The 23,263-nt window shown below is 68.1% G+C and carries 14 protein-coding genes and 6 pseudogenes; 12 read left to right on the plus strand and 8 right to left on the minus strand.

The window, feature by feature from the left end; all coding sequences use genetic code 11:
• Positions 1–181: 181 nt before the first annotated feature.
• Positions 182–857: pseudogene (locus JK361_RS32995) on the minus strand (HNH endonuclease family protein).
• A gap of 702 nt (positions 858–1,559) precedes the next feature.
• On the opposite strand from JK361_RS32995, the gene JK361_RS33000 reads away from it, so the two are divergent.
• The 3 genes from JK361_RS33000 (at position 1,560) to JK361_RS33010 (ending at position 5,495) form a co-directional block, all read left to right on the plus strand.
• Positions 1,560–2,663 carry a glycosyltransferase family 2 protein gene (locus tag JK361_RS33000; protein WP_201825400.1) on the plus strand — a complete coding sequence of 368 codons (1,104 nt, stop codon included), beginning with the start codon at positions 1,560–1,562 and terminating at the stop codon, positions 2,661–2,663.
• A gap of 101 nt (positions 2,664–2,764) precedes the next feature.
• Entirely contained in the window at positions 2,765–3,031 is a 267-nt protein-coding gene (locus tag JK361_RS33005) for a hypothetical protein (RefSeq protein WP_201825551.1), read from the plus strand.
• A gap of 178 nt (positions 3,032–3,209) precedes the next feature.
• Positions 3,210–5,495 carry an NHL repeat-containing protein gene (locus JK361_RS33010; protein WP_236053940.1) on the plus strand — a complete coding sequence of 762 codons (2,286 nt, stop codon included), beginning with the start codon at positions 3,210–3,212 and terminating at the stop codon, positions 5,493–5,495.
• Between the two features lie 436 nt (positions 5,496–5,931).
• On the opposite strand, the gene JK361_RS33015 is transcribed toward JK361_RS33010, so the two are convergent.
• The 3 genes from JK361_RS33015 to JK361_RS33025 form a co-directional block, all read right to left on the minus strand.
• Positions 5,932–6,753 (minus strand): phosphotransferase, encoded by an 822-nt coding sequence (locus JK361_RS33015; RefSeq protein ID WP_201825402.1) that lies wholly within the window; start codon positions 6,751–6,753, stop codon positions 5,932–5,934.
• 781 nt (positions 6,754–7,534) lie between these two features.
• Complete coding sequence (locus JK361_RS33020; protein WP_201825404.1) at positions 7,535–7,846, minus strand: hypothetical protein; 312 nt, start codon at positions 7,844–7,846, stop codon at positions 7,535–7,537.
• A 5-nt stretch (positions 7,847–7,851) separates the two neighbouring features.
• Positions 7,852–9,048, minus strand: coding sequence for a P-loop NTPase fold protein (locus JK361_RS33025; RefSeq protein ID WP_372448767.1), 1,197 nt, complete (start codon positions 9,046–9,048; stop codon positions 7,852–7,854).
• A 158-nt stretch (positions 9,049–9,206) separates the two neighbouring features.
• Between JK361_RS33025 and JK361_RS33030 the strand changes: the two are divergent.
• Positions 9,207–10,664: pseudogene (locus JK361_RS33030) on the plus strand (NF041680 family putative transposase).
• Between the two features lie 515 nt (positions 10,665–11,179).
• Here the strand turns inward: JK361_RS33030 and JK361_RS33035 are convergent.
• Positions 11,180–11,380 carry a hypothetical protein gene (locus JK361_RS33035; RefSeq protein WP_201825408.1) on the minus strand — a complete coding sequence of 67 codons (201 nt, stop codon included), beginning with the start codon at positions 11,378–11,380 and terminating at the stop codon, positions 11,180–11,182.
• 297 nt (positions 11,381–11,677) lie between these two features.
• Between JK361_RS33035 and JK361_RS41625 the strand changes: the two are divergent.
• Positions 11,678–11,797, plus strand: a pseudogene (locus tag JK361_RS41625) (IS630 family transposase); the annotation flags it as partial.
• Between the two features lie 700 nt (positions 11,798–12,497).
• On the opposite strand, the pseudogene JK361_RS33040 reads toward JK361_RS41625, so the two are convergent.
• Positions 12,498–13,333 (minus strand): annotated as a pseudogene (locus JK361_RS33040) (IS5 family transposase).
• Between the two features lie 23 nt (positions 13,334–13,356).
• Positions 13,357–13,869 (minus strand): hypothetical protein, encoded by a 513-nt coding sequence (locus JK361_RS33045; RefSeq protein ID WP_201825410.1) that lies wholly within the window; start codon positions 13,867–13,869, stop codon positions 13,357–13,359.
• A gap of 134 nt (positions 13,870–14,003) precedes the next feature.
• Here JK361_RS33045 and JK361_RS33050 point away from each other — a divergent pair, with 134 nt between their 5' ends.
• From JK361_RS33050 to JK361_RS33075, 6 genes and pseudogenes are all read left to right on the plus strand, one after another.
• Positions 14,004–14,951, plus strand: a complete 948-nt coding sequence (locus JK361_RS33050) for an IS481 family transposase (RefSeq protein ID WP_201825412.1) — start codon at positions 14,004–14,006, stop codon at positions 14,949–14,951.
• A gap of 671 nt (positions 14,952–15,622) precedes the next feature.
• Positions 15,623–16,401: pseudogene (locus tag JK361_RS33055) on the plus strand (IS5 family transposase); the annotation flags it as partial.
• A gap of 83 nt (positions 16,402–16,484) precedes the next feature.
• Positions 16,485–17,189 (plus strand): nucleotidyltransferase domain-containing protein, encoded by a 705-nt coding sequence (locus JK361_RS33060; protein ID WP_201825414.1) that lies wholly within the window; start codon positions 16,485–16,487, stop codon positions 17,187–17,189.
• Between the two features lie 528 nt (positions 17,190–17,717).
• Positions 17,718–18,062: a prepilin peptidase gene (locus tag JK361_RS42715; protein WP_372448765.1), complete on the plus strand. Its 345-nt coding sequence runs from the start codon at positions 17,718–17,720 to the stop codon at positions 18,060–18,062.
• A 385-nt stretch (positions 18,063–18,447) separates the two neighbouring features.
• A complete protein-coding gene (locus JK361_RS33070; protein WP_201825416.1) occupies positions 18,448–20,976 on the plus strand; it encodes a type II toxin-antitoxin system prevent-host-death family antitoxin in 2,529 nt (842 codons plus the stop codon).
• Positions 20,976–21,548: a hypothetical protein gene (locus JK361_RS33075; protein ID WP_201825417.1), complete on the plus strand. Its 573-nt coding sequence runs from the start codon at positions 20,976–20,978 to the stop codon at positions 21,546–21,548. Before JK361_RS33070 ends, JK361_RS33075 begins: the two co-directional genes overlap by 1 nt.
• Before the next feature lie 332 nt (positions 21,549–21,880).
• Here JK361_RS33075 and JK361_RS33080 read toward each other — a convergent pair.
• Positions 21,881–22,153: pseudogene (locus JK361_RS33080) on the minus strand (helix-turn-helix domain-containing protein); the annotation flags it as partial.
• 643 nt (positions 22,154–22,796) lie between these two features.
• On the opposite strand from JK361_RS33080, the gene JK361_RS33085 reads away from it, so the two are divergent.
• Entirely contained in the window at positions 22,797–23,225 is a 429-nt protein-coding gene (locus JK361_RS33085) for a helix-turn-helix domain-containing protein (protein WP_201825419.1), read from the plus strand.
• Positions 23,226–23,263 lie beyond the last annotated feature (38 nt).

Genomic DNA, 23,263 nt, shown 5'->3' on the forward strand with positions numbered 1-23,263 from the left:
ATCCCACGTCCGGCCCAGTGGACAGCCTGAAGCCCCGGCCTCGCTAGGGCCGGGGCTTCACGCATGAGTTCGCGGTGCCCGGTCCGTTCCCGGAAGGCGACCGCTGCCCGATGCCCGGCCTTCAGTTGGCGTGCTCGGGGTTCCGGACGCGGAGGTTGATGAAATCCTTGTAGGGGGACTGTCAGCGTGCCCTTGTGACGGTGACAGGGGTGTTTGGACAACGGCCAAGGACGTCGGCGAGCGTGTGGTGTTCACCCGAGTCGATACTCAGGCCCCAGCGGGTCTTGTCGGCGATCCAGTCGGTGGCGTACTGGCAGCGGTAGCCGACGGCCGGCGGCAGCCAGGTGGTGGGGTCCTGGTCGGCCTTGGACCGGTTGGAGGCCGCGGAGACCGCGATCAGTGCGCGGTCGTCTCCGAGGTCGTTGGCGTAGGCCTCGCGTTCCTTGGCGGTCCAGGTGGAGGCGCCGGAGTCCCAGGCTTCGGCGAGGGGGACGAGGTGGTCGATGTCGAGACCTGACGGTCCGGTGATGTAGCGGTCGTCGTAGGGGGAATACCACTCGCCGCCGCTCAGTTTGCAGCGGGCCCCTTGCTCGGGTGCGATCACAGCTTCGGCTTTCAGGACCTCGGCGGGTGTTGCAGCCGTCCGTGTCGGCGTCGATCCAGTGCCTGAATTTACTGCGCTCATACCCGGTGCGGTTCTCGTCGGCGACGGGAAGCCGGGCCAGCGCCTCGCGCACGGGGACGGTGATCGTCTGGCCCTGCTCGTGTGCGGTGGCGTCGGTCGGGGCGGCGTGGGCGGTGGTGGGCAGCAGGGCCGTGAAAGCGGCGGCGGCCGCGGCGGTGCGGGTCAAACGCACGGGCGGGGGTCCTCTCGAAGGAATCACCGGCTAGTCGGTGATCTTCGTAGCTGGTCCGCCTGACGACACGCCCGCAGGGGGGCTGAGGCTCCACTCGACCGGGCGGCAAGTCACATGATCCACCACTCATCGGTGGCATGATGACTGAGCGTCATACCGACCGACCGGATTCCGGCGACACTCAATGGTCACGTTGCGCGTCCGCTCGAGAAGCCACAGGAGATCACCGCTTCGAGGTCTTGAGCTCGGCCGTCGTGCGCGGGGAGACCGCCGCCCCTGTGCAGCCGGGGCCAGTCCCGGCTGCACAGGGGCGGGGTGTTCACCCGGATGCGGGGCGCGCGTCTGACGTGAGGTGTGCGCCGGAGTGTGCCGTGAACGTCTTGGTGATCCTGCACGCCCCCACTCCGGTCGGGTGAGGAGGCTTCTCGACCAGGGCGGTTGCTGGAAGGGCTACTGGTGTCCGATGAGTCGGGATGTCCCTGCGCCGCCCTCGCTCGCCGTCTGTGTCGGCGAAGGGGGCGGCTGGCTCAGCGGGCCTGTCGCTGGCGGCAGGAGCGAAGTTTAAGGACCAGCCCGCAGCTGCCACGTCTTTAGGTCCCCGTCCAGCGCGGCCGGTGACGATCTAGTCCTTTCACATTGAACAAGCACTGTCCAGTTTCCTTGTGCGCTCGGCGTTGCGTGCGCGCGGTCAGGAGCACGGTTATGCGAAAGAGCCCACGTCACGTCCGGGGGCGGTTCTTATCCGGCAGCACGGCGGCATCTCGGGTCGTCGTGTTGGTCCCCGCGCACAACGAGGCTGACCGTATCGGTGCGGCCCTCGCGGCTTTACGGGCGCAGAGCAGGCCGCCAGACCGGATCGTTGTGGTGGCCGACAATTGCACCGACGCCACTGCGGATGTCGCCCGGCAAGCCGGCGTGGAGGTGGTGGAATCCTTAAGAAACCGTCACAAGAAGGCCGGGGCTCTCAACCAGGCCCTCGACCAGGTCCTCGAGGGTCTTGCCGGCCACGATCTGGTGTTGGTCCAGGACGCCGACACCACCCTGGTCTCCTCGTTCCTCGCTGATGCCGTCGAGGCGATGGCGGAGGATGTGGGGGCGGTCGGCGCGATCTTCTACGGTGAGCCGGGCGGCGGACTCCTCGGCGTTCTGCAGCGGCTCGAATTCCAGCGCTACGCCCGTGAGATCGCCCGCCGCGATTATCGGGCCGATGTCCTGACCGGGACCGCGACCGTGTTCCGCGCCGCGACCTTGCGGCAGATCCGCCAGGCCCGGCTGGACGGCCTCATCGGAGGCGGCACCTCGTACTACTCGCTGGCTTCACTCACCGAGGACGACGAGATCACCAAGGCGGTGCGCACGCTGGGCTACCGCACCGTCTCACCGCCGGGCTGCCGGGTGGTCACCGAGGTGATGACCACCCTGCCGAAGCTGTGGCATCAGCGGATGCGCTGGCAGCGCGGCGCCCTGGAGAACCTCCGCGACTACGGCCTGACGAAGGTCACCGCCCCCTACATCGCCCGTCAGGCACTCATGGGGCTGTCCGTATTGGCGCTGGGTTTGTATCTGGTGTTCACCGTGTGGATGCTGGCCCGCGGCCGCCCCGAGTTCAAGCCGCTCTGGGCCGCGATCGGCCTGGTCTTCGTAGCGGAGAAGGTCGTCACCGCCCGCGGCGCGGGTTGGAAGTCTCAGCTTCTGGCGGGCACGCTCGCCGTCGAGTTGGTCTACGACCTGTTCCAGCACGCTGTCTACCTGCGCTCCCTGTGGGACATGGCTCGGCGCCGCGAGGAGCGCTGGTGCGCAACCTGACAGGCACAGGACCAGCCCGGCTCCCCACACCCTCAGGTACCAGTGCACATGCCGTGCCGCTGCCGACGTGCGGCAACAGGCGGAAATGAGACGGGAGATGCGTGTACGCAGGTGTTCCCCTGGCCAGCGCTCTGGGAGCCGGCGGCGCGTCCGCGCTCGCCTGCCGGCGTCGTACCGGCTTCGACACCCTCGCCACCGTGGTCGCGGCCACCACCCTGCTCATGGCCGGAGTCTCCGTGTACAAACTGCTGCCGCGACGCGGCCCGAGCGCATTCCTCACCTGCCCCCTGACCCCCACCGCACCGCAGTGGCTTACACGACGGGGACTGGAAGAACAGCACGCGGTGGAAACCCCGGCAGCCCTCTGAGCCGGCGTTCCTAGTCGGCGCATCGAGCACGCGATCAGTTGCCTGACGCCGCTTGCTCATCCCCTCATACTCCACGCGCCGACGACACAGCGCGTGGTCGCACAGAAATCCCCGAGGCATGACCGCCTGTGCCGGAGTACCGGCCCAGGCGCCGTGCCGTGCAGCAGGAGGAACAGCGATGACAACGAGAGCCCCCGCCGCAGCGGTCTTCCCCGACGGGACGATCATCACAGCGGCAGGAACCGGTGAAGCGGGATTCGTCGTGGACGGCGGCCCGGCTGTCGGCACCAAGCTCAACAGCCCCCGCGGCGTGGCGGTGGACAGGTCGGGGAACCTGTACATCGCCGACATCTCCAACCACCGGGTGCGCAAGGTGACTCCCGACGGGATCATCACCACGGTGGCGGGCAACGGCCAGGCCGGATTCGTCTCCGACGGCGGCCCCGCCGTCGCCACCCGCCTCAACAGCCCCCAGTCCGTGGCGGTGGACGGGGCCGGGAACCTGTTCATCGCCGACTACTCCAATCACCGTGTCCGCAAGGTGGCCCCGGACGGGATCATCACCACGGTGGCGGGCAACGGCCAGGCCGGGTTCGTCTCCGACGGCGGCCCCGCCGTCGCCACCCGCCTCAACTACCCCATGGGCGTGGCCGTGGACAGGTCGGGAAACCTGTACATCGCTGACCACTACAATCACCGGGTCCGCAAGGTGGCCCCGGACGGGATCATCACCACGGTGGCGGGCAACGGCCAGGCCGGGTTCGTCTCCGACGGCGGCCCCGCCGTCGCCACCAAGCTCCACTATCCCTGGGGAGTCGTGGTCGACGACGACGGCAACCTCTACATCGGCGACCGTCACAATCACCGGGTCCGCAGGGTGACACCTCACGGGATCATCACCACGGTGGCGGGCAACGGCATCGCCGGGTACGTCGCCGACGGAGCACCCGCCGTCGCCACGACGTTGAACTATCCCGCAGCGGTAGCCGTGGACGGGGCAGGCAACCTCTACATCGCAGACGGCCACAATCACCGGGTCCGCAGGGTGGCCGCCAACGGGATCGTCACCACGGTGGCCGGCAACGGCGTCGCCGGGTACGTCGCCGACGGCGGCCCGGCGGTAGGCCAGCAGCTCTACTACCCCTATGGCGTGGCCGTGGCCCCCTCCGGCGACCTCTACATCGCCGACAACTCCAACCACCGCGTGCGCAAGGTGTTCGCGGCGGCAGCCGTGACCCCGCCGGCGCCGCCCGTCGCCGACCTGTACGGCGAGGTGATCCTGCCAGTCATGGTTCCCCGCCGCCAGGAGTTCGACCTCGGCGCCCGGATCCACAACCGCGGCCCCGCCATCGCCAGCGGCGAGCAGATCACGGTCGTGCTCACCCTGGCCGACGGCCTGGAAAGCGCCCGGGAGAACAACGGGCGGCGCCTGACCCGCACCTTCCCCGGCACCGACCTGGCACCCGGCCAAGGCTCACTGGACGGCGTGTTCCGCGTCCGCGCCGTCGACAACGCTAAACCGGGCACCTACGAGTCCACGCTGGAGATCCAGTACGGCGGCGACCTCAACCTCAAGGACAACAGCTTCACCCTGCCGGTCACCGTCGTCGTCCCCGAACCGGTCGCCGACGAACGCGCCCTGACCGTCTACCAGGAGAACATCCCCGAGGCCGCCCCCGGCCAGCTGGTCCGTGTCCTGCTGCGCTACGTCTCACCCGTCGGCCAGCCGGTCAACCCCGGCATCATCACCCAGCGTTTCACCGCGCCCACCGGCTTCGTCTTCAGCGGCCGGCCCGCCTACACCTACCCCGACACCGTCCAGGGCGCCATCACCGGCGAACTCGACCACGAGACCTACGATGCAGGCCGCACCCTGGTCATCCGCGACAACCCGCACCTGAACACCACCGACACCGACGCCGGCACGCTCGTCTACAGCATCGGCCTGCGCGCCCAGCCCGACGCCAGCCCCGGCCTCGCGAGCGACGGCTCGGCCAGCATCGGCCGGCGCGCCCCCGTACAGATCCTCGCCAAGGTCACCGGCGCCGCGGCCGAGCACAGCCTCCGGATCGTCCAGAGCCGGCTCGACCAGTCACGGGTACGGCCCGGCCAGCAGTGGGCCTACCCCGTCGTCCTGACCCTCACCAATACCGGGAACACCCCGGTCGGGCCCGCGGACATCGTCTTCACTGCTCCCGAGGGCCTGTGGTTCACCGAGAACCGGGTCATGATGTCCAGCGAAGGAAACAGCGGCGAAACCGAACTGACCGGTCAACGCACCAACGGTAACCGGACCCTGACACTCCGGGGCGCCGCCCTCGACCTCGCCCCCGGCAAGTGGGCCGTCCTCTACCCCGAAATGGAAGTCGAATCCGGCGCCCCGACCGGCGCTGTACGCGTGGGCATCCGGATCGGCACCCCGCCCTTCGCCACCGGCAACGCCACCGTCACCATCGAGGCATAACCCCCCGAGCACCCCCGAATCTGCGCACGCGACACCCGACCGGAAAGGTCAGCGGGCCTCTGCTGACACAACCGATCCGGGCCCGCCACCGCCGATCACCTGAAAGCCTCCCGAGGCACCACCTCGGGAGGCCCACGGCTCACCCTCGACGGTTACCGCGACATCCTCGGCCGTGGGCCGGCGACAGAGACGCGCTCCCGATCCGCGCCGGGCTGACCTCGCTCACCGTGATCACATGCGGCTTTCCGAGGCGCCTTCTCAGAAAGCCGCCTGTGATCACGTGAAGGCATGGGGACCCGCCAGAGGCGGTTGTACCCCAACCAAGTCTTCGTCCGTCAGCCGGGGCCGGGTAAGACACCTCCAACACGCCAGCAGCTTGCCGCCTCCTGCCTGCGACCTGTGAGGACGTCCGTACGGCGCACAGCGACGGGACGGCTCAGCGGCTGCGATGAGCGGCCCACAGCCGGGCGCTGTGGCACAATCCGCGCGCCCAGTCCTCGCGCGCGGCGATCTCACCCCACTTCACCGCATTGGCCGCGGCGAAAGCATCCAGAGAGCGAGCGGGTGCCTGGTGCCAGGCCGGCGTACGCGCGGCCCACGCCTCCGCGCTGGCCGGGGTGTGCAGTTCACTGGCAAGAAGCCAGATGACGGCGATTGCCGCGTCGAGCCAGACAGCCCCGCGGCCCGCCCAGACCCAGTCCACCAGATACGACCGCTCACCGGTGATGAGAACGTTCGCCGGATTCAGGTCCGTGTGCACCAGCGTGTCGCCGGCGAACCGCTGAAGGTCCGCAGACTCCCCCACGTACTCGGCCCAGCGCCATTCGACGGGTTCGAGCGCGACCGGCGGAAGCGGCCGGTCAGCGAGTTCGGTCAGGGCCTGCGCAAGCAGGAGCAGGTCGGGGGAACCAGGGGCGTAACACGCCTGCCGCCCGGCGATGTACTCAAAGCCGAGCAGGCTCCACCCGCCGGCTTCCACACGCCAAAGCAGCCGGGGACCGATCGGCGCCACGTGGGCGCCCAGCTCGGCCTCCCACTGCTGCGCCCAAAACTGCGGATGCGCACGAGGAAGCCCCTTGACGAAGACCTCACCCCGCGCAGTACGCAGCCAAGCCGCTACCGCGTTGTTGTTCCCACTCACCACGGTCTGCGCGCCGAAGACTGGGCCGGTCCGGTCCTGGACCGCTGTCCGGACAGCGGTGGGAAGTTCTTCCCAGCGCAGGCGTCTGTTTTCCACAACCGGTAATTCCTTCGTCATGGCCGGTGCGGGGCCCCGGCCCCGCGAGGCAGGAGGAGGGACCTGAGATTCACGGTAGCCTCCAAGCGCTCATCCGGCGGATGACGTCTCAGGGCGCTGCGGTGTGGTGCGCTGCTGGGTAAACAACATCGACGCCGGGCGGGTGCGGGGGCCTACGTGACGGATCAGACACCGAACGTGACTGGGTTGCGTCGTGCCGTGCCATCTACGAGCCGCCCGCCCGCGCACGCGCGTCGGCAGGGCCTCCGCGCTGGCGCGCCGCGGGCGGCGGCGTCCGGCCCGGCGCTCTCGGACTACGACATAGCCGCTTATGTGAAGCGGCCGGCACCCCCGGCCGCCGAAGCGGGTGGTACGGGGTACCGGCCAACCGAAATCCTCCGCGAAGCGGAAAGGAATCCACCACCAGGATAGCCCGCCGCAGCGCGGGTAGCAGGCGCCGCGCTGCCGCTCTCTGACGCGCTGTCGGCGGGGCCGGGGCCAGCGCGGTGCACGGCGGGCGCAGCGCAGGCGGCAGGGCGCAGCAGAGCCCTCTTTCGGGGTAGGCGGGGCGGGGCGCGGCCCCGGCCGCCGCCTGCCGCTCGGCCGGGGCCGGGCGTCCGCTGCGCTCCCGCCCTTGTGAGTGGGCGTGTGGGTGGCATTGGGTGGGTGTCAGCGGGGTGGGGGTGCTGAGTGCCTGGTCCGGGGGTTTGTGTGGGGATGGGTTCGCTGTCATGGAGTGACCAAGCGACTGCTGTTTTCTGATCTGTGTGGGGTGGGTCGGCTGTTGTGGGGGTGGCTGTTCCTATGGGGTGTCGGGGGTTGTTTGGTGTGGGTCGGGTCGGCGGTCGCGGAGTGCTTGAAGGATGTTGGTCTGGTGTGGGTCGGTGGGGGGTGGGGTGTCGGGGGAGTGGTTGAGGTGGGGTGTGAGGCGGTTGTAGAGGTCGTCGTGGGTGAACATGGCGTCGAGGCCGGCCCAGGTGTCGTTGTCGAGGAGGGGGAACGGGAACTGCTGGGGCGTGATGAGTGCGGCCAGGAGCGGCAGGAGTTCCCATCCCTGGTCGAGGCGGGCGCGTAGCCAGGTGCGGAGGCTGGCGGGGTCGGTGTGGCGCCACATCCAGATCAGGGTGTCGTCCTGGTCGGTGAGGTCTGTGGAGGGTCCCCCGGCGGCTGGTGTGAGGTGTTCGGCCAGGCGGCCGATGAGGGCGTCGCGGGCCTGGGCGGCCCACGGTTCAGTGGCCGTGACGTGTTCGGAGGCGGTGCCCTCGGGGTTGGTGGCGCTATGGAGGGTTCGGGCGGCCAGGGCTGCTCCATCGGGTGTGGCTGCCATGGCGGCCACAACGGCGGGGCGCTGGTCGGGAGGCAGGTCGAGGAGGAGGCTCGGGGCCAAGGCGCGCACTCTGCTGTCGCGCCCAGCAGGCCCATGGCTTCCGGGTCGGCGGTCAGCTGGCCGTAGTTGTCGGCCATGGCCCGGAGCAGTGCGGCCGAGGGTACGGGGATGTTGTCGGCGCGTAGTTGGTCGATGCGCCGGACGATGCGGTGGGTGTCGTCTCTGAGCCGGAGCAGCAGCTGTGTGGCCTCATCGCCGTCAGTCCCTGCTGCGAGCTGGGCCAGAGCCTGCTCGAAGACGGCTTCTGGGAGGTCGTCGGCGGGGACGGTGAAGACGACGTACCGGTCGAAGTAGTCCTGGCTGCCGATCCCGCGTCGGCGCGCCGCGGCGCGGGGGTCGCCGCCGTTGCCGAGGGCCTGCCGGACTGCGGGGAACAGCAGGCCAAGCAGCCCGAGCACCCCGTCGAGGTTGTCCTGGGCAACGCCGGCCTGGCGCAGGCGTTCCTTCCATCGCTCGGCGTGTTCACCGGGTCTGGAGTCGCGGTGCAGCGCCGGGTCGATGCTGGCGCCGGTCAGTTCGGCGCGGTGCCTTCCCAGCATCCGGTAGACGCCTGGCTCGCTGGTCCGCAGAAAGGTGACGACCAGGAAGTCGACGATGTCGACCTCCCCGGCCAGTGAGCCGAGCGTCGCGCCGGCCTGTCCGAAGTAGCGTTTGATGGCCCGCGGGGTCCTCAGCCGGTCCTGGAGGTGGTGGAAATACGCCTCGGAGAAGCGCCGCTCCTGGTCCGGAGTCATGGTCATCCCGTGGGAGTCCAGCAGTGCGTTGAGGAGACGCGTGGTCATGGCGGCGATGTCGCGGTCACGGAAGGCTGGTAGGTCGAGCCGGACCTGGATGAGCTTTTCCAGGAATTCCTGGGCGCGCTGGTCGTTCGAGCCGACGAGGTCGGTTCGCCGCAGGACGTCCAGAAGAGTCTGCTCGTCGAAGCTGATGGCCGACCAGGCGGATGAGCTTTTACCTTGTTCTTTTTCTTCTGGCCTCGAACGGTGTCTCGAACGAGGTCACTCACCTGGGCATTCGCCGGACATGAGGGTGGCCTTCGTCTGATCCTGTGCTCCGTCACGAGGAGAACCAGTCGAAGGCCGTTGTCATGAGTGTGGTGTGCCCGGATGTCCGACGGGAAGCGTTCGCGGAAGCGTCACGCTTCCGAGCAGAGTTCTACGAGTGTCTGACCGCCCGGCGTGACGAACTGTTCGAACTGGCCGACGCGCTGTTGTGCATCGACGGGCCGGTCACCTCGCCGGTGGACCTGACGATGGTGCCCGAGCACCGGCGTGGGCACGGCGCGTTATACGGAGCTCTCAACCGGGGCCGGTTCGACGTCGAGAAGCTGCGGACCTTGCTCGCCGGGCTGCCGTTGCCCCGGTTCGAGGGTGGCCGCCTGGTGCTGGCGGTCGACGTGTCGCCGTGGCTGCGCTCGGACGCGCCGTGCTCGGCCGACCGGCTGTTCTGCCACGTCTACGGCCGGGCGAAGTCCGCCGCCCAGTTTATCCCGGGCTGGCCGTACTCCTTCGTCGCCGTCCTCGAACCGGGAGCCACCTCGTGGACGTCGATCCTGGACGTGGTCCGACTCGGACCCGAAGACGATGCGACCGCCGTCACCGCCACCCAACTCCGGGCGGTGGCCGAGCGGCTCATCTCAGCCGGCCAGTGGGCGCCCGGCGATCCGGACATCACGATCGTCATGGACGCTGGTTACGACGTCACCCGCCTGGCCTGGGTCCTGCGGGACCTGCCTGTCGGGCTGGTCGGGCGGATCCGCAGTGACCGGGTGATGCGGCTGCCGAAGCCCTCGCTCAAGGAGTACGCCCTGGCCTATCCCCAGGGTGGCCGGCCGCCGAAGCACGGCAAGGAGTTCCGCTTCGCCAACCCCGAGACCTGGCCCGAGGCGGCGATCGCCACGGTCACCGACACCACCAACTACGGCAAGGCCGAAGCCCAGGCCTGGGACCGGGTCCACCCGAGACTGACCCACCGTTCGGCCTGGCTGGAGCACGACGGTGAACTCCCCGTCGTCGAGGGCACCTTGGTCCGGTTGAAGGTCGAGCACCTCTCCAAAGAGCGGGAAGCACCGCCGGTCTGGCTGTGGTCTTCCAAGACCGGCGCCGCCCCGGCAGACGTGGATCTGTGGTGGCAGGTGTTCCTCAGGAGATTCGATCTTGAGCACACCTTCAGGTTCGGAAAGTAGATCCTCGGCTGGACCACCCCGAAGGTCCGTACTCCCCAGGCCGCGGACCGATGGACATGGCTCGTGGTCGTCGCCCACACCCAGCTCCGCCTCGCCCGGCCGCTGGCCGCCGACCTCCGCCGCCCCTGGGAGAAGCCGGCCAAGCCCGAACGCCTCACCCCGGCCCGGGTCCGCCGGGGGTTCAGGAACATCCGAGCCCACCTGCTCTGCCCGGCCCGTGTTCCCCAACCTCGCGGCGCTGGTCCCGGACGACCGCCCGGGACCAAGAACCGCCATCCCGCACCCCGCTACGACGTTGGTAAGACCGTCAAACGCCCCGAGACCCTCAAAGCCATCGGAAGACCCGGCCGATCTTGGTAGATAAGGAACAAGCTCAGGGAAGCTCGAGCCCCACGCAGAGTTGAACGCCCACAAGGTCAATCAGGCCGCCGTTCTGCTGACACTGGGCCTGACAGGCAGTGGATGTACACGGTCCGCTATACCGATGCTGTGATTTATCAAGAGCATCTCAGTGATCCACATAGGTGAACGGCTTCGCCGTGACAAGGTTTCAAGAAGAACCTGGGACCTGCGGGTTCGAGGCTCAGAAACAGGCACTTACCGATGAGGAGACGGTCGAGGTGCTGGCGACGTGGCCAGAGCGCCCGGAATGACGGACGTGAGGGCCCGGGGCCGGGCGCTGGAAGCCCGAGCCCTGCCCGGATCCCGGCGCGCTCGCTGCCCGGGCAAGAAGTCCTCGAGCACGAGACCTACGAGCTGAAGAAGCAGGTCAGCTGCAGAAGGCAGTCGTCTTGCGCGTGGTGGCCGACCAGGCGATCGGCGTTGTCGTCGCTCTTGGCCAACTGGATCCGGACACCGCCCTGCCCGTCCTACTCCTACTCCTCGCAGGAAGAGGGGTTGCCGAGCACGTCGTTGGCGCCGCAGTAGAGGCTCACGGGGATGCCCAGGATGGAGGAGTCCGAGGGATCGTCGACGGCATTTAGACCGGGGCCGTTGTGGGCTGCCGCGCTGGTCGCGCATCCGAGGGCCGATGTGGTGGCAAGGGCCAGGGCGGCGAGGACGGTACGTACACGCATAGCGCTCCTCTGTGTGAGAAGGATCAATCGCTCAGGAGATGTCCGCCTCGCCGCCTGCCGAACCGACCAGGGCTAAAGGATCACTGGGATGCATGCACACCATCCCCTCGCCGGGCACGCCGTGTACGGCGAGGCCATCCGCCGGCCGCGGCCGGGTCGGCTACTTCACCGCGGCGACCGGCGGCGCCGCCACCGTGGAAGGAGCGCTGATATCCGGCCAGGCGGCGGCTGGTCACAGCCTCGCACCGGGCTACGTGCGCAGGCAGATCCGGCGCAACCGGCTCGAACTGCGACGCGGTGGCCGATCCTGTCCGTGTGCGCAGACTGACCGATCAGGAGGGGCAGAAGCTGCAGCAGATCGTGCGCCGGGGCAGCACCAGCTCGGTGCGCTACCGGCGCGCGATGATGCTGCCGGCCCCGCGCCCCCCAGGACAGCCCTGGTGTCGGGAAGTTGCTCCGACAGAAAGCGCGAAATTGCGGAGTGGGGGTCTTTGAGATGGGAGGTGAGGCTCATGGGGGCATCTTGGAGGACAGCACTGACAACGCATCCGGGGCGAAACCTTCCTGCGGTAGCCGCATCAAGCCACGCTCGGCTCTCCGCGTCGGCAAGCCCGCCCTCCTCACCAGCAGGGACAGCTGCACCTGAGTGCTTAACAGTGCCATGAAGCAGTGAGATCAAGCCAATTACCTATGGCTGAAAGGCGGGTGGCGAAGGGCACGACAATTGATTGTCAGACCTCGCCGCTAGAGTTCCTGTTGTCCTGCGTCGGCCGTGCGGCTAGCCAATGTCGTGCACATGATCAAGCGACGGAGTGCTGCAGAAATACTCGCAAGTAAGGACGCTTTCTGTAGATATCCGTGCTCATTGATGGCTAAAAGTGGCTCATGCGCGATGGCATCGGCCTGCTTTTTCACTTCACAGGCGCTGGCAGTGCGGATCCGCAGTGGCCGAACTCTTGCGTCCCCGCCCTTGCCGCGAAGGCTGTTCGGATGACCGATCGACGCTTCGGCCGTTCGGCGCGACACCCGACAAGCCCGCCGGCGGCGACGGTCTCGAAGGCGTGAAATGCCGGAAATGTGCCACCGCCTCGGAGCCGACCTGAACTAGGCTCCTCCCTCAAACGGATCTTGCCCAGAGCAGGAATGACGCGAGTGTGACCGCCGCTTCGTAGGAGGTGGCGGTCTTCTCGTATCTGGTGGCGGTGCCGCGAAACCCTTTGAACCGGTTGAGGTAGCGCTCGATCATGTTGCGATGGCGGTAGATCTCCCGGTCGAATTCTGGCGGCCTCGGTTGCGCCGGTGCCGTCGCCGGTCCGTCTTCTCTGGGATGGTGTGCGCGATGCCGCATTTACGCAGGTAGGTGCGGAAGCTGCGGGAGCTGTAAGCCTTATCTGAAATGACCTGGTCGGGTCGGCAGCGTGGCCGACCCAGGCCGGTGCGGGGGACACGGATCCGTTCCAGAAGTGGCCGTGTGCAGACGCTGTCGTGTCGTTGTCCCGGTGTCACCAGGATCGCGAGTCGGCGACCCTTCCCGTCGCAGGCGAGGTGGATTTTGGTGGTCAGTCCACCTCGGGATCGACCGAGGGCGTGATCGTCCGGTTCCCGTGTTGGCGGCGTGCTGGTGGGCACGGACGATGGTGGAGTCGATCTGGGCCAGCCAGTCGATGTCGCCGGCCGCGTCGTCGTGGGCTTGGATCTGTTGCAGGGCTCGGGTGAACACGCCGTTCAGGGCGTAGCGGCGGAAGCGGGTATGCACCGTCTTCTACGGGCCGTAGCGTTCCGGCAGGTCTCTCCAGGAGATCCCAGTCCGGATCTTGTAAACTATCCCGTTGATGACCTGCCGGTCCTCCACGCGAGGCCGACCTGTCGCAGCCCGCGGTATGAGCGGAGCGTGTAACTCCCACTCGTGATCGGTAGTTCATGACGACGAATCACCCCGCCATGATCTGCCATTCGATGATCTTTGAAGACGGACCCTAGTCTCGGATCCCCAGGTCTTCCCTCATCAGGGTCCGCATCGCTACCAGCCGGGGCTCTGCCTGCTTTACCTCGACGAGTAGGCGCTCTGCACTCTCGCCGTCAGACGCGAGGCCGCGGTCAATGCGTTTGGCCGCCGCGTCGACCTCAGCGAGCACCTTGTTGAGTTCTCGCGAGGCGTCCATGATCCGCAAGGGGACGATCATTTGGGCTGCCGCGTAGCGGTCGCGGTACTCCCTGCGGGAATCCTCAAGACGGGTGCGGTCCTCCTCGGCATAGACGCCGTCACGAATGCGGTGCAGGGCGTCCTTGAGGAGCGTGTGGAATTGCTCGGAGGCACGGTTCATGGCCGTGTATGCCTCTCGCCGCTCCTCGAAGGACCTTCTCCGGTCGGCGATTTCGGCCTCGGCAGCGCGTTCGCGGGCGTTGAAGCGTTGCGGAAGTACCGAGCCGAGAAGCGCTCCTCCGAGGCCCGCCGCCGCAGTGATCGCGGTCGCTATCGCGTCTGACATGCCCGGACCCTATCGCCATCCGCACTGACGCGGCTCCGTCGAGCCGTTCGCGGCAGGGATGAGGGTGGCGGTGTGTCGGTCTAAAACTGCCGATCATCGTTGACACCTGGGTCTCTCATCACTAGGAGATCCACATGTCGAAGACACCCCCGCTCGATCGCGAGGCCAAGCGGCGCCTGGCCGTCATACGCCATGTCGAAGAGGTCACCGGCAACGTCGCCATGAGTTGCCGGTACTTCGGCATCAGTCGGCAGGCGTACTACATCTGGTACCGCCGCTACCAGGCCGAGGGTATCGAGGGGCTGCGCACTCGCTCGAAGGCGCCCAAGCACAGCCCGAACGCCACGCACGTGGAGGTCGTCGGGAAGATCATCTATCTCCGGCAGAACTACCACTTCGGGCCGGAGAAGATCGCGATGTACCTCAAGCGGTACCACGACGTCACCATCAGCAAGTCGGGCGTGTGGCGGATCCTCAACCGGCTGGACATGGGCCGTCTGCCGGCCTCCCAGCGCTACAAGCGCCACGACCGCCGGTGGAAGCGCTACGAAAAGCAGCTGCCCGGCCACCGCGTGCAGATCGACGTGAAGTTCATCGAACCGCTCGCCTCCATGCCTCAAGGCCGGCGCGGCGGCCGCAACAAGTACTACCAGTTCACGGCGATCGACGACTGCACCCGACTGAGGGTCCTGAAGATCTATCCGACGCTCAACCAGGCCACTGCCATCCAGTTCGTCGACTACGTCCTGCAGAGGCTGCCGTTCCAGGTCGAGGTGATCCAGACGGACAACGGAGCCGAGTTCCAGTCCGCCTTCCACTTCCACGTGCTCGACAAAGGCATCGGCCACGCTTACATAAAGCCCCGCACACCGCGGCTGAACGGGAAGGTCGAACGCTCTCACCGTATCGATGGCGAGGAGTTCTACCGGCTCCTGGAGGGCGTCATCATCGACGACGCCGAGGTCTTCAACGACAAGCTGCGCGAGTGGGAGGACTACTACAACTACCATCGCCCTCACGGCGGCCTCGGCGGCCAGACTCCTTACGAACGCCTCAAGCAGAAGACCGCGTCCCAGGCGTAAACGATCATCGTCGGTTGCACACCGACAGCGGTGTGTGCTACCCGGTATCTTCTTTGAAGACGGACCGCGCGGCGGGGCTGCACCGTCGCGCAGGACGTCCTGCCGCGTACTCTCGCCGGGGTTATCGACCACCTGGGTGCCGGCGGTCGGACCGGGACATCGACGGCACGGAGATCCGTGTGCGACGCCCGGCCACAGGCAGGGCGTTGCGCACAGACCGGCGGAAGCGTGGTGACACCACCTCACCGCAAGTTCAAGAAGAACGCTCCCGTCTGGTACGAGGAAGGCACGAACTGCAGCGCAGGGCACACTCCTCGCGCCGCATTCGCGTCGAGCACGGTATCGCACACATGAAGAACTGGTGGGCTCTTGCCCGCCACCCTGGCCGCCGTGAACACATGAGTGACATCGTCCAAGCCGTCGCCGGACTGCTCTCACAACAGGAGACCGCCACCCTCTTCCGCGGCCTTCAAGGGTGAACACCATCAACTCCGCCACGTTCGACGTGCCACGGCCAGGTCGTTAGCCCGGTCCCGTACCCATGCGTCTCCGGGAGGAGTCCGGGCCCGCGGTGCTTAGAGCTCGTAACACGATCTTCCTGAACGCTATAGGTGGCGCGTGACCGATGTGATGATTCGTCCGTTCGTGTTGGCGTGAGCAACAAGCCGTGGATGGTGGCCGACGAGTTGTGGGCCCGGATCGAACAGCTGCTGCCGGCCTGGCCGGAACGTTCGCCGGGTCCTCGGCCGATAGACGACCGGCGCTGCCTGGAGGGCATCTTGTTCGTGCTGTACACCGGCATCAGCTGGCAGCAACTACCTCTGGAGCTGGGTTTCGGGTCCGGTCAGACGTGCTGGCTGCGGCTCGGCCGCTGGCAGGAGGCCGGGGTGTTCGAAGCCCTCCACCGCATACTCCTGGCAGAGTTGAATGCGGCCGGACTGACTGACTGGACGCGCGCCTGCGTGGACGCCTCACACGTGCGCGCGAAAAGAGGGGCGAGGCCACCGGTCCGTCGCCGGTCGACCGCCGCAAAACGGGGAGTAAGCACCACCTGATCAGCGATGGCAGCGGCATCCCGTTCCACGTGATCACCACCGCGGCCAATGTCAACGACGTCACCCAGACCCTCGCCCTGGTCGACGGCGTCCCGCCCGTCGCGGGCCGGGTCGGACACCCGCGCAAACGGCCCGACGCCCTCCTCGGCGACAAGGGCTACGACAGCAACCCCAGCCGCCGGGAGCTCCGCAAACGCCGCATCCTCCCTGTCATCTCCCGAAAGGGCGCGCCCGACATCATCGGCCTTGGCAAGCTCCGCTACGTCGTCGAGCAGACCTTCGCCCAGCTCCACCAGTTCAAGCGCCTCGCCGTTCGCTGGGAACGGCGCCTCGACCTCCACAACGCCTTCGTCTCACTCGCCTGCGGACTCATCTGCTGGCGGCGCCTCAACGCCCAAAGGATCACGTTAGGGGCCAAGTCGAGTAAGCGGGAAGAACTCAGGTGCGCGGCGCCGGGGGGCAGCGCCACACTGAGGCGATGGATCATGTTGAGGTAGCCCGGGAACTGGTGCGGAAGCGCTTTCCCCAGGCCCGGGCCGCGTTCTTGGCCGGCAGCGTACTGACCGACCGCCGCACTGCCACGTCTGACTTGGACATCGTCATCCTGCTCACCGGGCCGCCGGCCCCATGCCGCGAAAGCCTCGTGCACCGGGGCTGGCCGGTGGAGCTGTTCGTGCAGACCGAACCCGACTGGCGCGCCTTCGTCGAGCGGGAGACGGCCGCCCGCCGCTCCCCGCTGCTGGCCATGTGCGCCGAGGGGATGCTGCTGGCCGATGTGGACGGCCTCGGAGCGGCGCTACAGCGTGAGGCGCGGGCGCGGCTGACCGCTGGCCCGCCTCAGGCCTCAGCGGTCGAGTTGGACGACCGGCGGTACGCGCTCACCGACGCGCTGGAAGACCTGCGCGGCTGCACCGACCCGGCAGAGCGCGTGTATCTGGTGGCTGACCTGCTGCAACGGGTCTCGGAACTGGCCCTTTTGGCTGGTGGGCACTGGCTGGGCGGCGGCAAGTGGCTGTCGCGGCGGCTTGCGACAGCCGACCCGGGTCTGCATGGCAGGTTGACCGCAGGGGCGGTCGCGGCGGTCTCGAACGATGCGGATGGGCCGGGGCGCTTTGCCGCCACGGTCGAGGAGGTCCTGGACCGGGTCGGCGGCCCGCTGTGGGCTGGGTACACCCGCGGATGACTACAGGTATCGCCTGAATGCCCGACGCACGAGCTCTTAGCCAGTCGGATCCGTCCAGGTGAGCGCATGATTCTCGCCCGGGATAGCGCGGGCCTGCCCCAAGCGAGGCCAGCTAGTCCCACGCGCACGCGGAGCGGAGCTTAGGCTCCGTCCAATGGAGACGTTCTGGATCACCGCAATGGCTGTTCTGTGGGGTGGGGGTGGGGGCCTGCTCATACCGCGTGCCGCGTACCGGCTTTCCGTGCCGCCCGATGAGCAGTGGCGGACAGCGTGTCCTGGTGGACACCCCCTCGCCGGGGTCGCCAGTGGCTGGCTGGGGCGGGCCCGGTGCACCGATGGCGACTCCTACGGTCCCAGCGCTCCTCTCGTCGCCGCCGTCTCAGCCGTGGTCTGCGCTGTACTGGCGGCCGCGACCGGGGCCCGCCCTGAGCTGGTGGTGTGGCTTTCGCTCGCCCCGGTCGGCGTATTGCTTGCCGCCGTCGACGTCGCGTCGCACCGGCTGCCCTGCCACTTGCCGCGGCGGCGCTCGTGCTGCTCGGCGTCACAGCGTTGCTGTCCGGCGCCGGCGGCAACTGGACGTCTGCGCTGCTCAGTTCCCTCATTCTGGGGGTCTGCTACTTCGTGCTGTTTCTGATCAGCAAGGGCTTCGGGTTCGGTGATGTGAAGCTTGCTTTCGTCCTAGGTGCTGTCCTGGGCTGGTACGGCTGGGTGATCGTCTTGGTCGGGACGTTCGCCGGGTACTTGCTCGGCGCGCTGTACGGCATTGGTTTGATGCTCTTGGGCCGGGCCGACCGTATGAGCAGTATCCCTTTCGGCCCGTTCCTGCTCGCCGGGACGCTGGTCGGCGTGCTTCTGGGCTCCCACGTCCCCTGAGTCCCGGGCTACCTGTGTCAGTCGGACGCTGGATCGCTCGTCCAGGGTCACGATGTGCTGCTTGTTCGGGCACTTCCTCGACGGGATCGAGGCTGTCGAAGGTGACATCCGACAGTCATGGGGACGATCGATCGCTGTCGCGCCGAACCAATGGGGCCGGGCCGGCGTTGACGGTTCCGGCCTTCGGTCTGTACCCGGCCTCCCCACTCTGAGGGAAGTGTCGGGCTCGCGGTGGTCAACCCCACCGAGAACCCCTCTCAAATGAGTGAGAGTCACAAAAGTAGGTGTGACTTTAGGTCCTCTGGGGTGTGGAGATTGCTACTCTGGTGGTGAGTTCATAGGTCGGGGAGGGTGAGTGAGGCAGCCAGCAGACGAAGGGGTCGCGATGAACGTGACCGAGGCACGCAACGCTCTCTACACTCTGGTGAAGCGCGCCGAGGAAGACGGGCGCACGACCCTGATCTACAAGGGGCAGAAGCGGCAGGATCGCGTGCTGCTGGCGCCGCTTGACCTGCTTCCGGCGGCACGGAAGGCCGAGGCGCTTCCGTCTCATGTGCTGAGTGCGGCGCAGAGGGACTTCGGTGACCTCATCACGCGTGCGGCTCAGGGCCAACCGCAGGTGCTCCTGCGGAACACCACACCGGTCGCGGTGCTGCTACCCGCCGACGTCGTCTCCGTTACCCACTCATCCGATCCGACCGCGGCCACGGGCGCGGCGCCCGCGGGAGCTGTGGTGAACAGTCAAAGCAATCCGGGCCGCGACAGTGCGCCGCGCAGGCTCGCCACGCTGGGCGACGCCATCGGCGCCGTGCTCACCTCCGGCCAGGCGACCCGCCCTTTGTTCGGGCTGTCCGGGCTGGATGCGGCGACGGGCGGCTTGCCGTCCGGCCGGCTGACGCTGGTGGCGGCCGCCCCGAACGTGGGCGGGAGCCTGCTGGGGCTGGCCGCCGCACGACAGACCGCGCTCGTCGACGGTCACAAAGTCCTGTACGCGGCGTCCGGTCCGAACCGGGCCGACATCATGCGCCGGATCCTCGCCGCGGAGACCGGCGGTGACTACCCGCGCCTGAAGCAGGGCCGCCTCACCGCGCACGAGCAGCAGCTCGCCCAGCAGTTGGTCCAGGCACCCTTGCTGATCGACGACGGCAGTGACCTGACCGCCCAGGCTATCGCGGAGACCGCCCCGCACGTCCAGGATTTGGCCCTGGTGGTCGTGGACCGGCTCCAGGCCGCCCCCAGCGCCCGTCTCCCGCTGTCCGGCGACCGTCTGCCGGACGCCTCCCAGGTACTGGCTTCCCTCGCCCGCACGCTGCACGTCCCGGTCCTGGCCATCATCGACACCGACGATCCCGCGCTCCTCGGTCTCCTCGACGCCGACGTCCTGGTCACACTCGCACCGACGGAAGCCCCTTCCAAGATCCAGGTGACCGTCGCGGAGCGCGACTTCGGCGCGATCGGCTCGGCGTACTTGCGGCCCGACCTGCTGCACGCCCGCTTCCTCGACGCCGGAGCTGCCCCCCTCGACCACGCCGACAACCGGGCGCCCTCACCGGCCACCAGCGGCACGGCCGCTCTGGAACTGGCCGAAGCCGCTCTGCCCTACACCTCCGGCGGACACCAGGGGATTCCCGCCGCCCTCACCCACGAGCTGGCGGCATGGCGTGCCGCAGTCGCGTGCGGCGACCAGGAAGCCCTGAAAGGGATCCTGCCGTCGTTGCTCCAGGCCGCCGCGACGGTCTCGCGGATGCCGGACACCGCCGAAGGACACCGTCTGGCCGCCGCGCTGCGGGCCTACAGCACACCCCCGTCCGCCGACTCCACCGCAAGCGCCGGGCAGGCCGCTGCTGCCGGTGCCACAGTCCACGCCCCGGCAGACCGTGGACACGCCGAGGAGGACACGGCGGAGGACGAGGAAGACAGCCAGGACGGCCTGGCGCCGGGGGATGAGGAGGACGAGCCCGAAAACCACGTCTTTCCCGCCCTGAGGATCCTCAAGGACGCGGTCAACCGCTCGAAGATGCACCCGATCCCGGTCATCCGCACCGAAGAACGTGACAGCGGCCCGTGGCCTTTGATCAGCGAGGACATGGACGGCGAACCCCGCTGGGTCCACCCCGACGTCACCCTGACCCGCGTCGCCCACACCAAGGCGAACGGCAATCGCGTCCGGCGCGACCAGCTCGACGTGCCGGCCTCGTTCGGGGAGGGCGTGATGTGTTTGATCGACCGCAACGGCAGCTACCCCTCCGCCTGTTCGGCCGTCCCACTCGCACCTAACAAACTCCTGCACACCGGCCCGCTCGATGGCTTCGACAAGACGAAGGCCGGGATCTATCTCATCGACATCCCTCAGTGGAACCGCACCGACATGCCGCACCCTCTGGGGCGGATCACCGAGCGGCCCGACGACCAAGGCCGCGTATGGGTCACCACCCCCCACCTCAAGCAGCTCGAGAAGCTTGTCCGCGAAGGCCACCTCGCGGCCGGCACGACCATCCACGACTCCTGGACCGGGAAGGCCAACGAGAGCCTCCTCAAACCCTTCTACGAGGCCACCCGGAAGGCACGCACCGAACTCGTCCAAGTCGGCGGCGACGCCTACAAGACATACAAGACGCGGCTGTCCATCGCATTGCGCCTGCTGTGGCCCAAGCGCCCAGAACAGCGCTCCCCATTCTGGCGGCCCGACTGGCGCATGAGCATGGTCGCTGAGGCCTCCGTCCGTCACTGGAGCGTGGCCTTCAGGGCCGTCCAGGAAGGCCACACACTCCTCGCGCTGCGCAATGTCGACGCGGCCGTCTTCTGGACGCCTGACGGCACGCCGCCCACGACGTACCGGATCGGAACCGGCTTCGGCGAAGTAAAGGCCAAGTTCATCCAGCCCGGCGAGATCATCCCCGAAGGTGACGACTGATGGCCGGCCCCACAGGCCGCGGAGGCTCCCTGGGCGCCGCCCTCAACGACCTCCTCCGCTCCCAGGTCACCCCCCGCCACCGGCTGTCCTCGTACACCGCCAAACACTGGCACGCACAGCTCTCCCAGCTGACCGGAACCCGCCGCGGCTACCAGGTCCTGCAGGACGCCGGCCTCGGCGTGACGACACAGACCCTGATCAACTGGCTGTCCGACCCTGACTACAACGTCCGCCGCAGCTACCGCGACATCATCCACACCGCCTACGAAAACGCCGCCATCGTCCCCGCTGAGCCGATCCCCGACCACGTCAAGGACGGCCAGTTCGAGATCAGCGGCCTCGTCAAGACGGGCGACGACGAACGCGAGCGCGGCAACCGGCGTGCCGCACCGCTGCGCATCGACGGCAGCAGGGGCAACTGGGCCGCACTCGCGGAACTCTGGCTGGCCGACGAACTCACCGACGACGACTTCGAGGACCACTTCATCGACGACGTCATCGTGGCCGACATCGGCGAAGGCACCGACGGATGGGAGTTCCCCGGCGCCTCGTACTCCGTCGAACTCAGGTAAACGCTCCCAATACTTGCGATGTGACACCCGCTTCTGACAGGACAACAGGGGTCGGACGGCCCCCACGCGTGCGCCCTGGCCGGGGCCCTCCACGGCCCTTCATCAAGCCGGTGACCGGTCGCATACGCATCGACCAACGCTGACAAACTCCCCAATGCTGCTCAACGGCGCGTTCGCCGCCTTCGGCCTGCCCGCAACCAGGCCTCCGGCAGCTTCGTAGCCGGCCAGGGTCATGGTCTTGCCGCGGCGCCGGCGCCAGGTCTCCAGACGGACTTGATGTGGGTGTAGTCCTTGGCGTAGGTGCACCAGAAGGCGTGGGCGTCCTGCGAACCGGCGGAGGCCTCCTCGACCGCGTGCTTCCACCGTGCCTCCCACTCCACCGGGTCGCCCCCGCATGCCCGCGCATACGCCAGGGCGACCGGCAGGGTCGGTAACTGCTCTCCCGCTGCCGCCTGCGACAGCGTGGTGACCGAGTACCCTGCTCGGTCCGCCAGCACTCGATAGGTGATCCCGCCTGCCTCGGTGCGCAGCTTGCGTAACTCGAACGCGAACTGCTGCACCGGGCCCGCGCCCGGGTCCACCGGTGCCTCACGGCGTCCCGGCACGCCCACACCCCCTGCAGCTTCCTCCGCGGCAAGCCGGCGGCCAACCTACGCGCCCGAGCCGTGCCCGCGGAACATCGCGTCCGGCCATTGTTCGGCTGCCGGAACACCCCTGCCGAACAATGCGTCAGCCGCTGGACTCGACCTGTCCACGGGATCGCCCTACGACGGGGGTGGGCGGCGATCGCGAATCGTCGTCGTTCACCTCGGATACGTCGCTTCCCCGCAAGGCGGATGAAGGACTGTCCACCTCAACGGAGAACCACACAAAGAGCCTCTAATGAAAGGACATCACGCGCAGTGTGACATCCGCGGTCCGCCAGAAGGCGGTCGCGGTCCTCGCGCGCCGTTCGACGGCTGCCGTCACCCGGCCATCTGACCACCGGCGAGGGTCGTGCCCCGCGTGAGCCGGACAGCCGCCCAGGCCGTCCGGGACAGTCGAGAAGGCGCCGGTGCAGGGGGTGCCCGGTGTCCGGGACACCCATGGAACCGTAGGTGCCTTGCGGCCGACCGGGCTGGTGGTCACCATCGGGCTGCAACGCCGCAGCGACATCCCCGCCGCATCCTCAAGGGAGGCCACGAGATGAGGTATCACTGTCCGCCCCGCCCCGACGACGTTTCCGACCCCCGGTCGTTCGTGGACCGCATGCGTGCGCTCAAAGCGTGGTCCGGGCTGACGTACCGGGAGATCGCGGCTCGCGCGCACCAGAACGGCGACACATTGCCGCCCAGCACGCTCGCGACGGTGCTGGGCCGCGCCACCTTGCCCCGGGAGGACGTGGTCCGTGCGTTCGTGCGGGTCTGTGGGGGCAAGGACGAGGCGGACGCCTGGTTACGGGCGCGGAGCGGGATCGCCCGGGCTGCGTGGACGCCCGCCGGTCTGGGTGGGGTGCCCGGCCCGGGTGGGGTGCCCGGGCCGGCTCCCGACGACGGGGAGGGCACCGACGGGCCTCACCAGCTGGCCGACGCCGCCATCGCGGCGGTGTTCGCCGCCGGTTGCTTGACCTCCTGGTGGTGCGGCAAACGGCTCGGCAGCAGGGCAGCACGGCGACGCCACGGCCAGGGCACGCACTGAGCGGGCCACCGCGAACCGTTCGTCGATCGCTGTGACGG

The organism is Streptomyces musisoli, from assembly GCF_016741855.1.
GTDB lineage: Bacteria > Actinomycetota > Actinomycetes > Streptomycetales > Streptomycetaceae > Streptomyces > Streptomyces musisoli.

Coding starts and splice junctions, on each gene's coding strand:
- JK361_RS33075 (WP_201825417.1), top strand. CDS start 20,976: ATGGCCGGCCCCACAGGCCGCGGAGGCTCCCTGGGCGCCGCCCTCAAC.
- JK361_RS33020 (WP_201825404.1), bottom strand. CDS start 7,846: ATGTGGCGCCACACCGACCCCGCCAGCCTCCGCACCTGGCTACGCGCC.
- JK361_RS33070 (WP_201825416.1), top strand. CDS start 18,448: ATGAACGTGACCGAGGCACGCAACGCTCTCTACACTCTGGTGAAGCGC.
- JK361_RS33060 (WP_201825414.1), top strand. CDS start 16,485: ATGGATCATGTTGAGGTAGCCCGGGAACTGGTGCGGAAGCGCTTTCCC.
- JK361_RS33015 (WP_201825402.1), bottom strand. CDS start 6,753: ATGACGAAGGAATTACCGGTTGTGGAAAACAGACGCCTGCGCTGGGAA.
- JK361_RS33035 (WP_201825408.1), bottom strand. CDS start 11,380: ATGCGTGTACGTACCGTCCTCGCCGCCCTGGCCCTTGCCACCACATCG.
- JK361_RS33050 (WP_201825412.1), top strand. CDS start 14,004: ATGTCGAAGACACCCCCGCTCGATCGCGAGGCCAAGCGGCGCCTGGCC.
- JK361_RS33010 (WP_236053940.1), top strand. CDS start 3,210: ATGACAACGAGAGCCCCCGCCGCAGCGGTCTTCCCCGACGGGACGATC.
- JK361_RS33085 (WP_201825419.1), top strand. CDS start 22,797: ATGCGTGCGCTCAAAGCGTGGTCCGGGCTGACGTACCGGGAGATCGCG.
- JK361_RS33045 (WP_201825410.1), bottom strand. CDS start 13,869: ATGTCAGACGCGATAGCGACCGCGATCACTGCGGCGGCGGGCCTCGGA.
- JK361_RS33000 (WP_201825400.1), top strand. CDS start 1,560: ATGCGAAAGAGCCCACGTCACGTCCGGGGGCGGTTCTTATCCGGCAGC.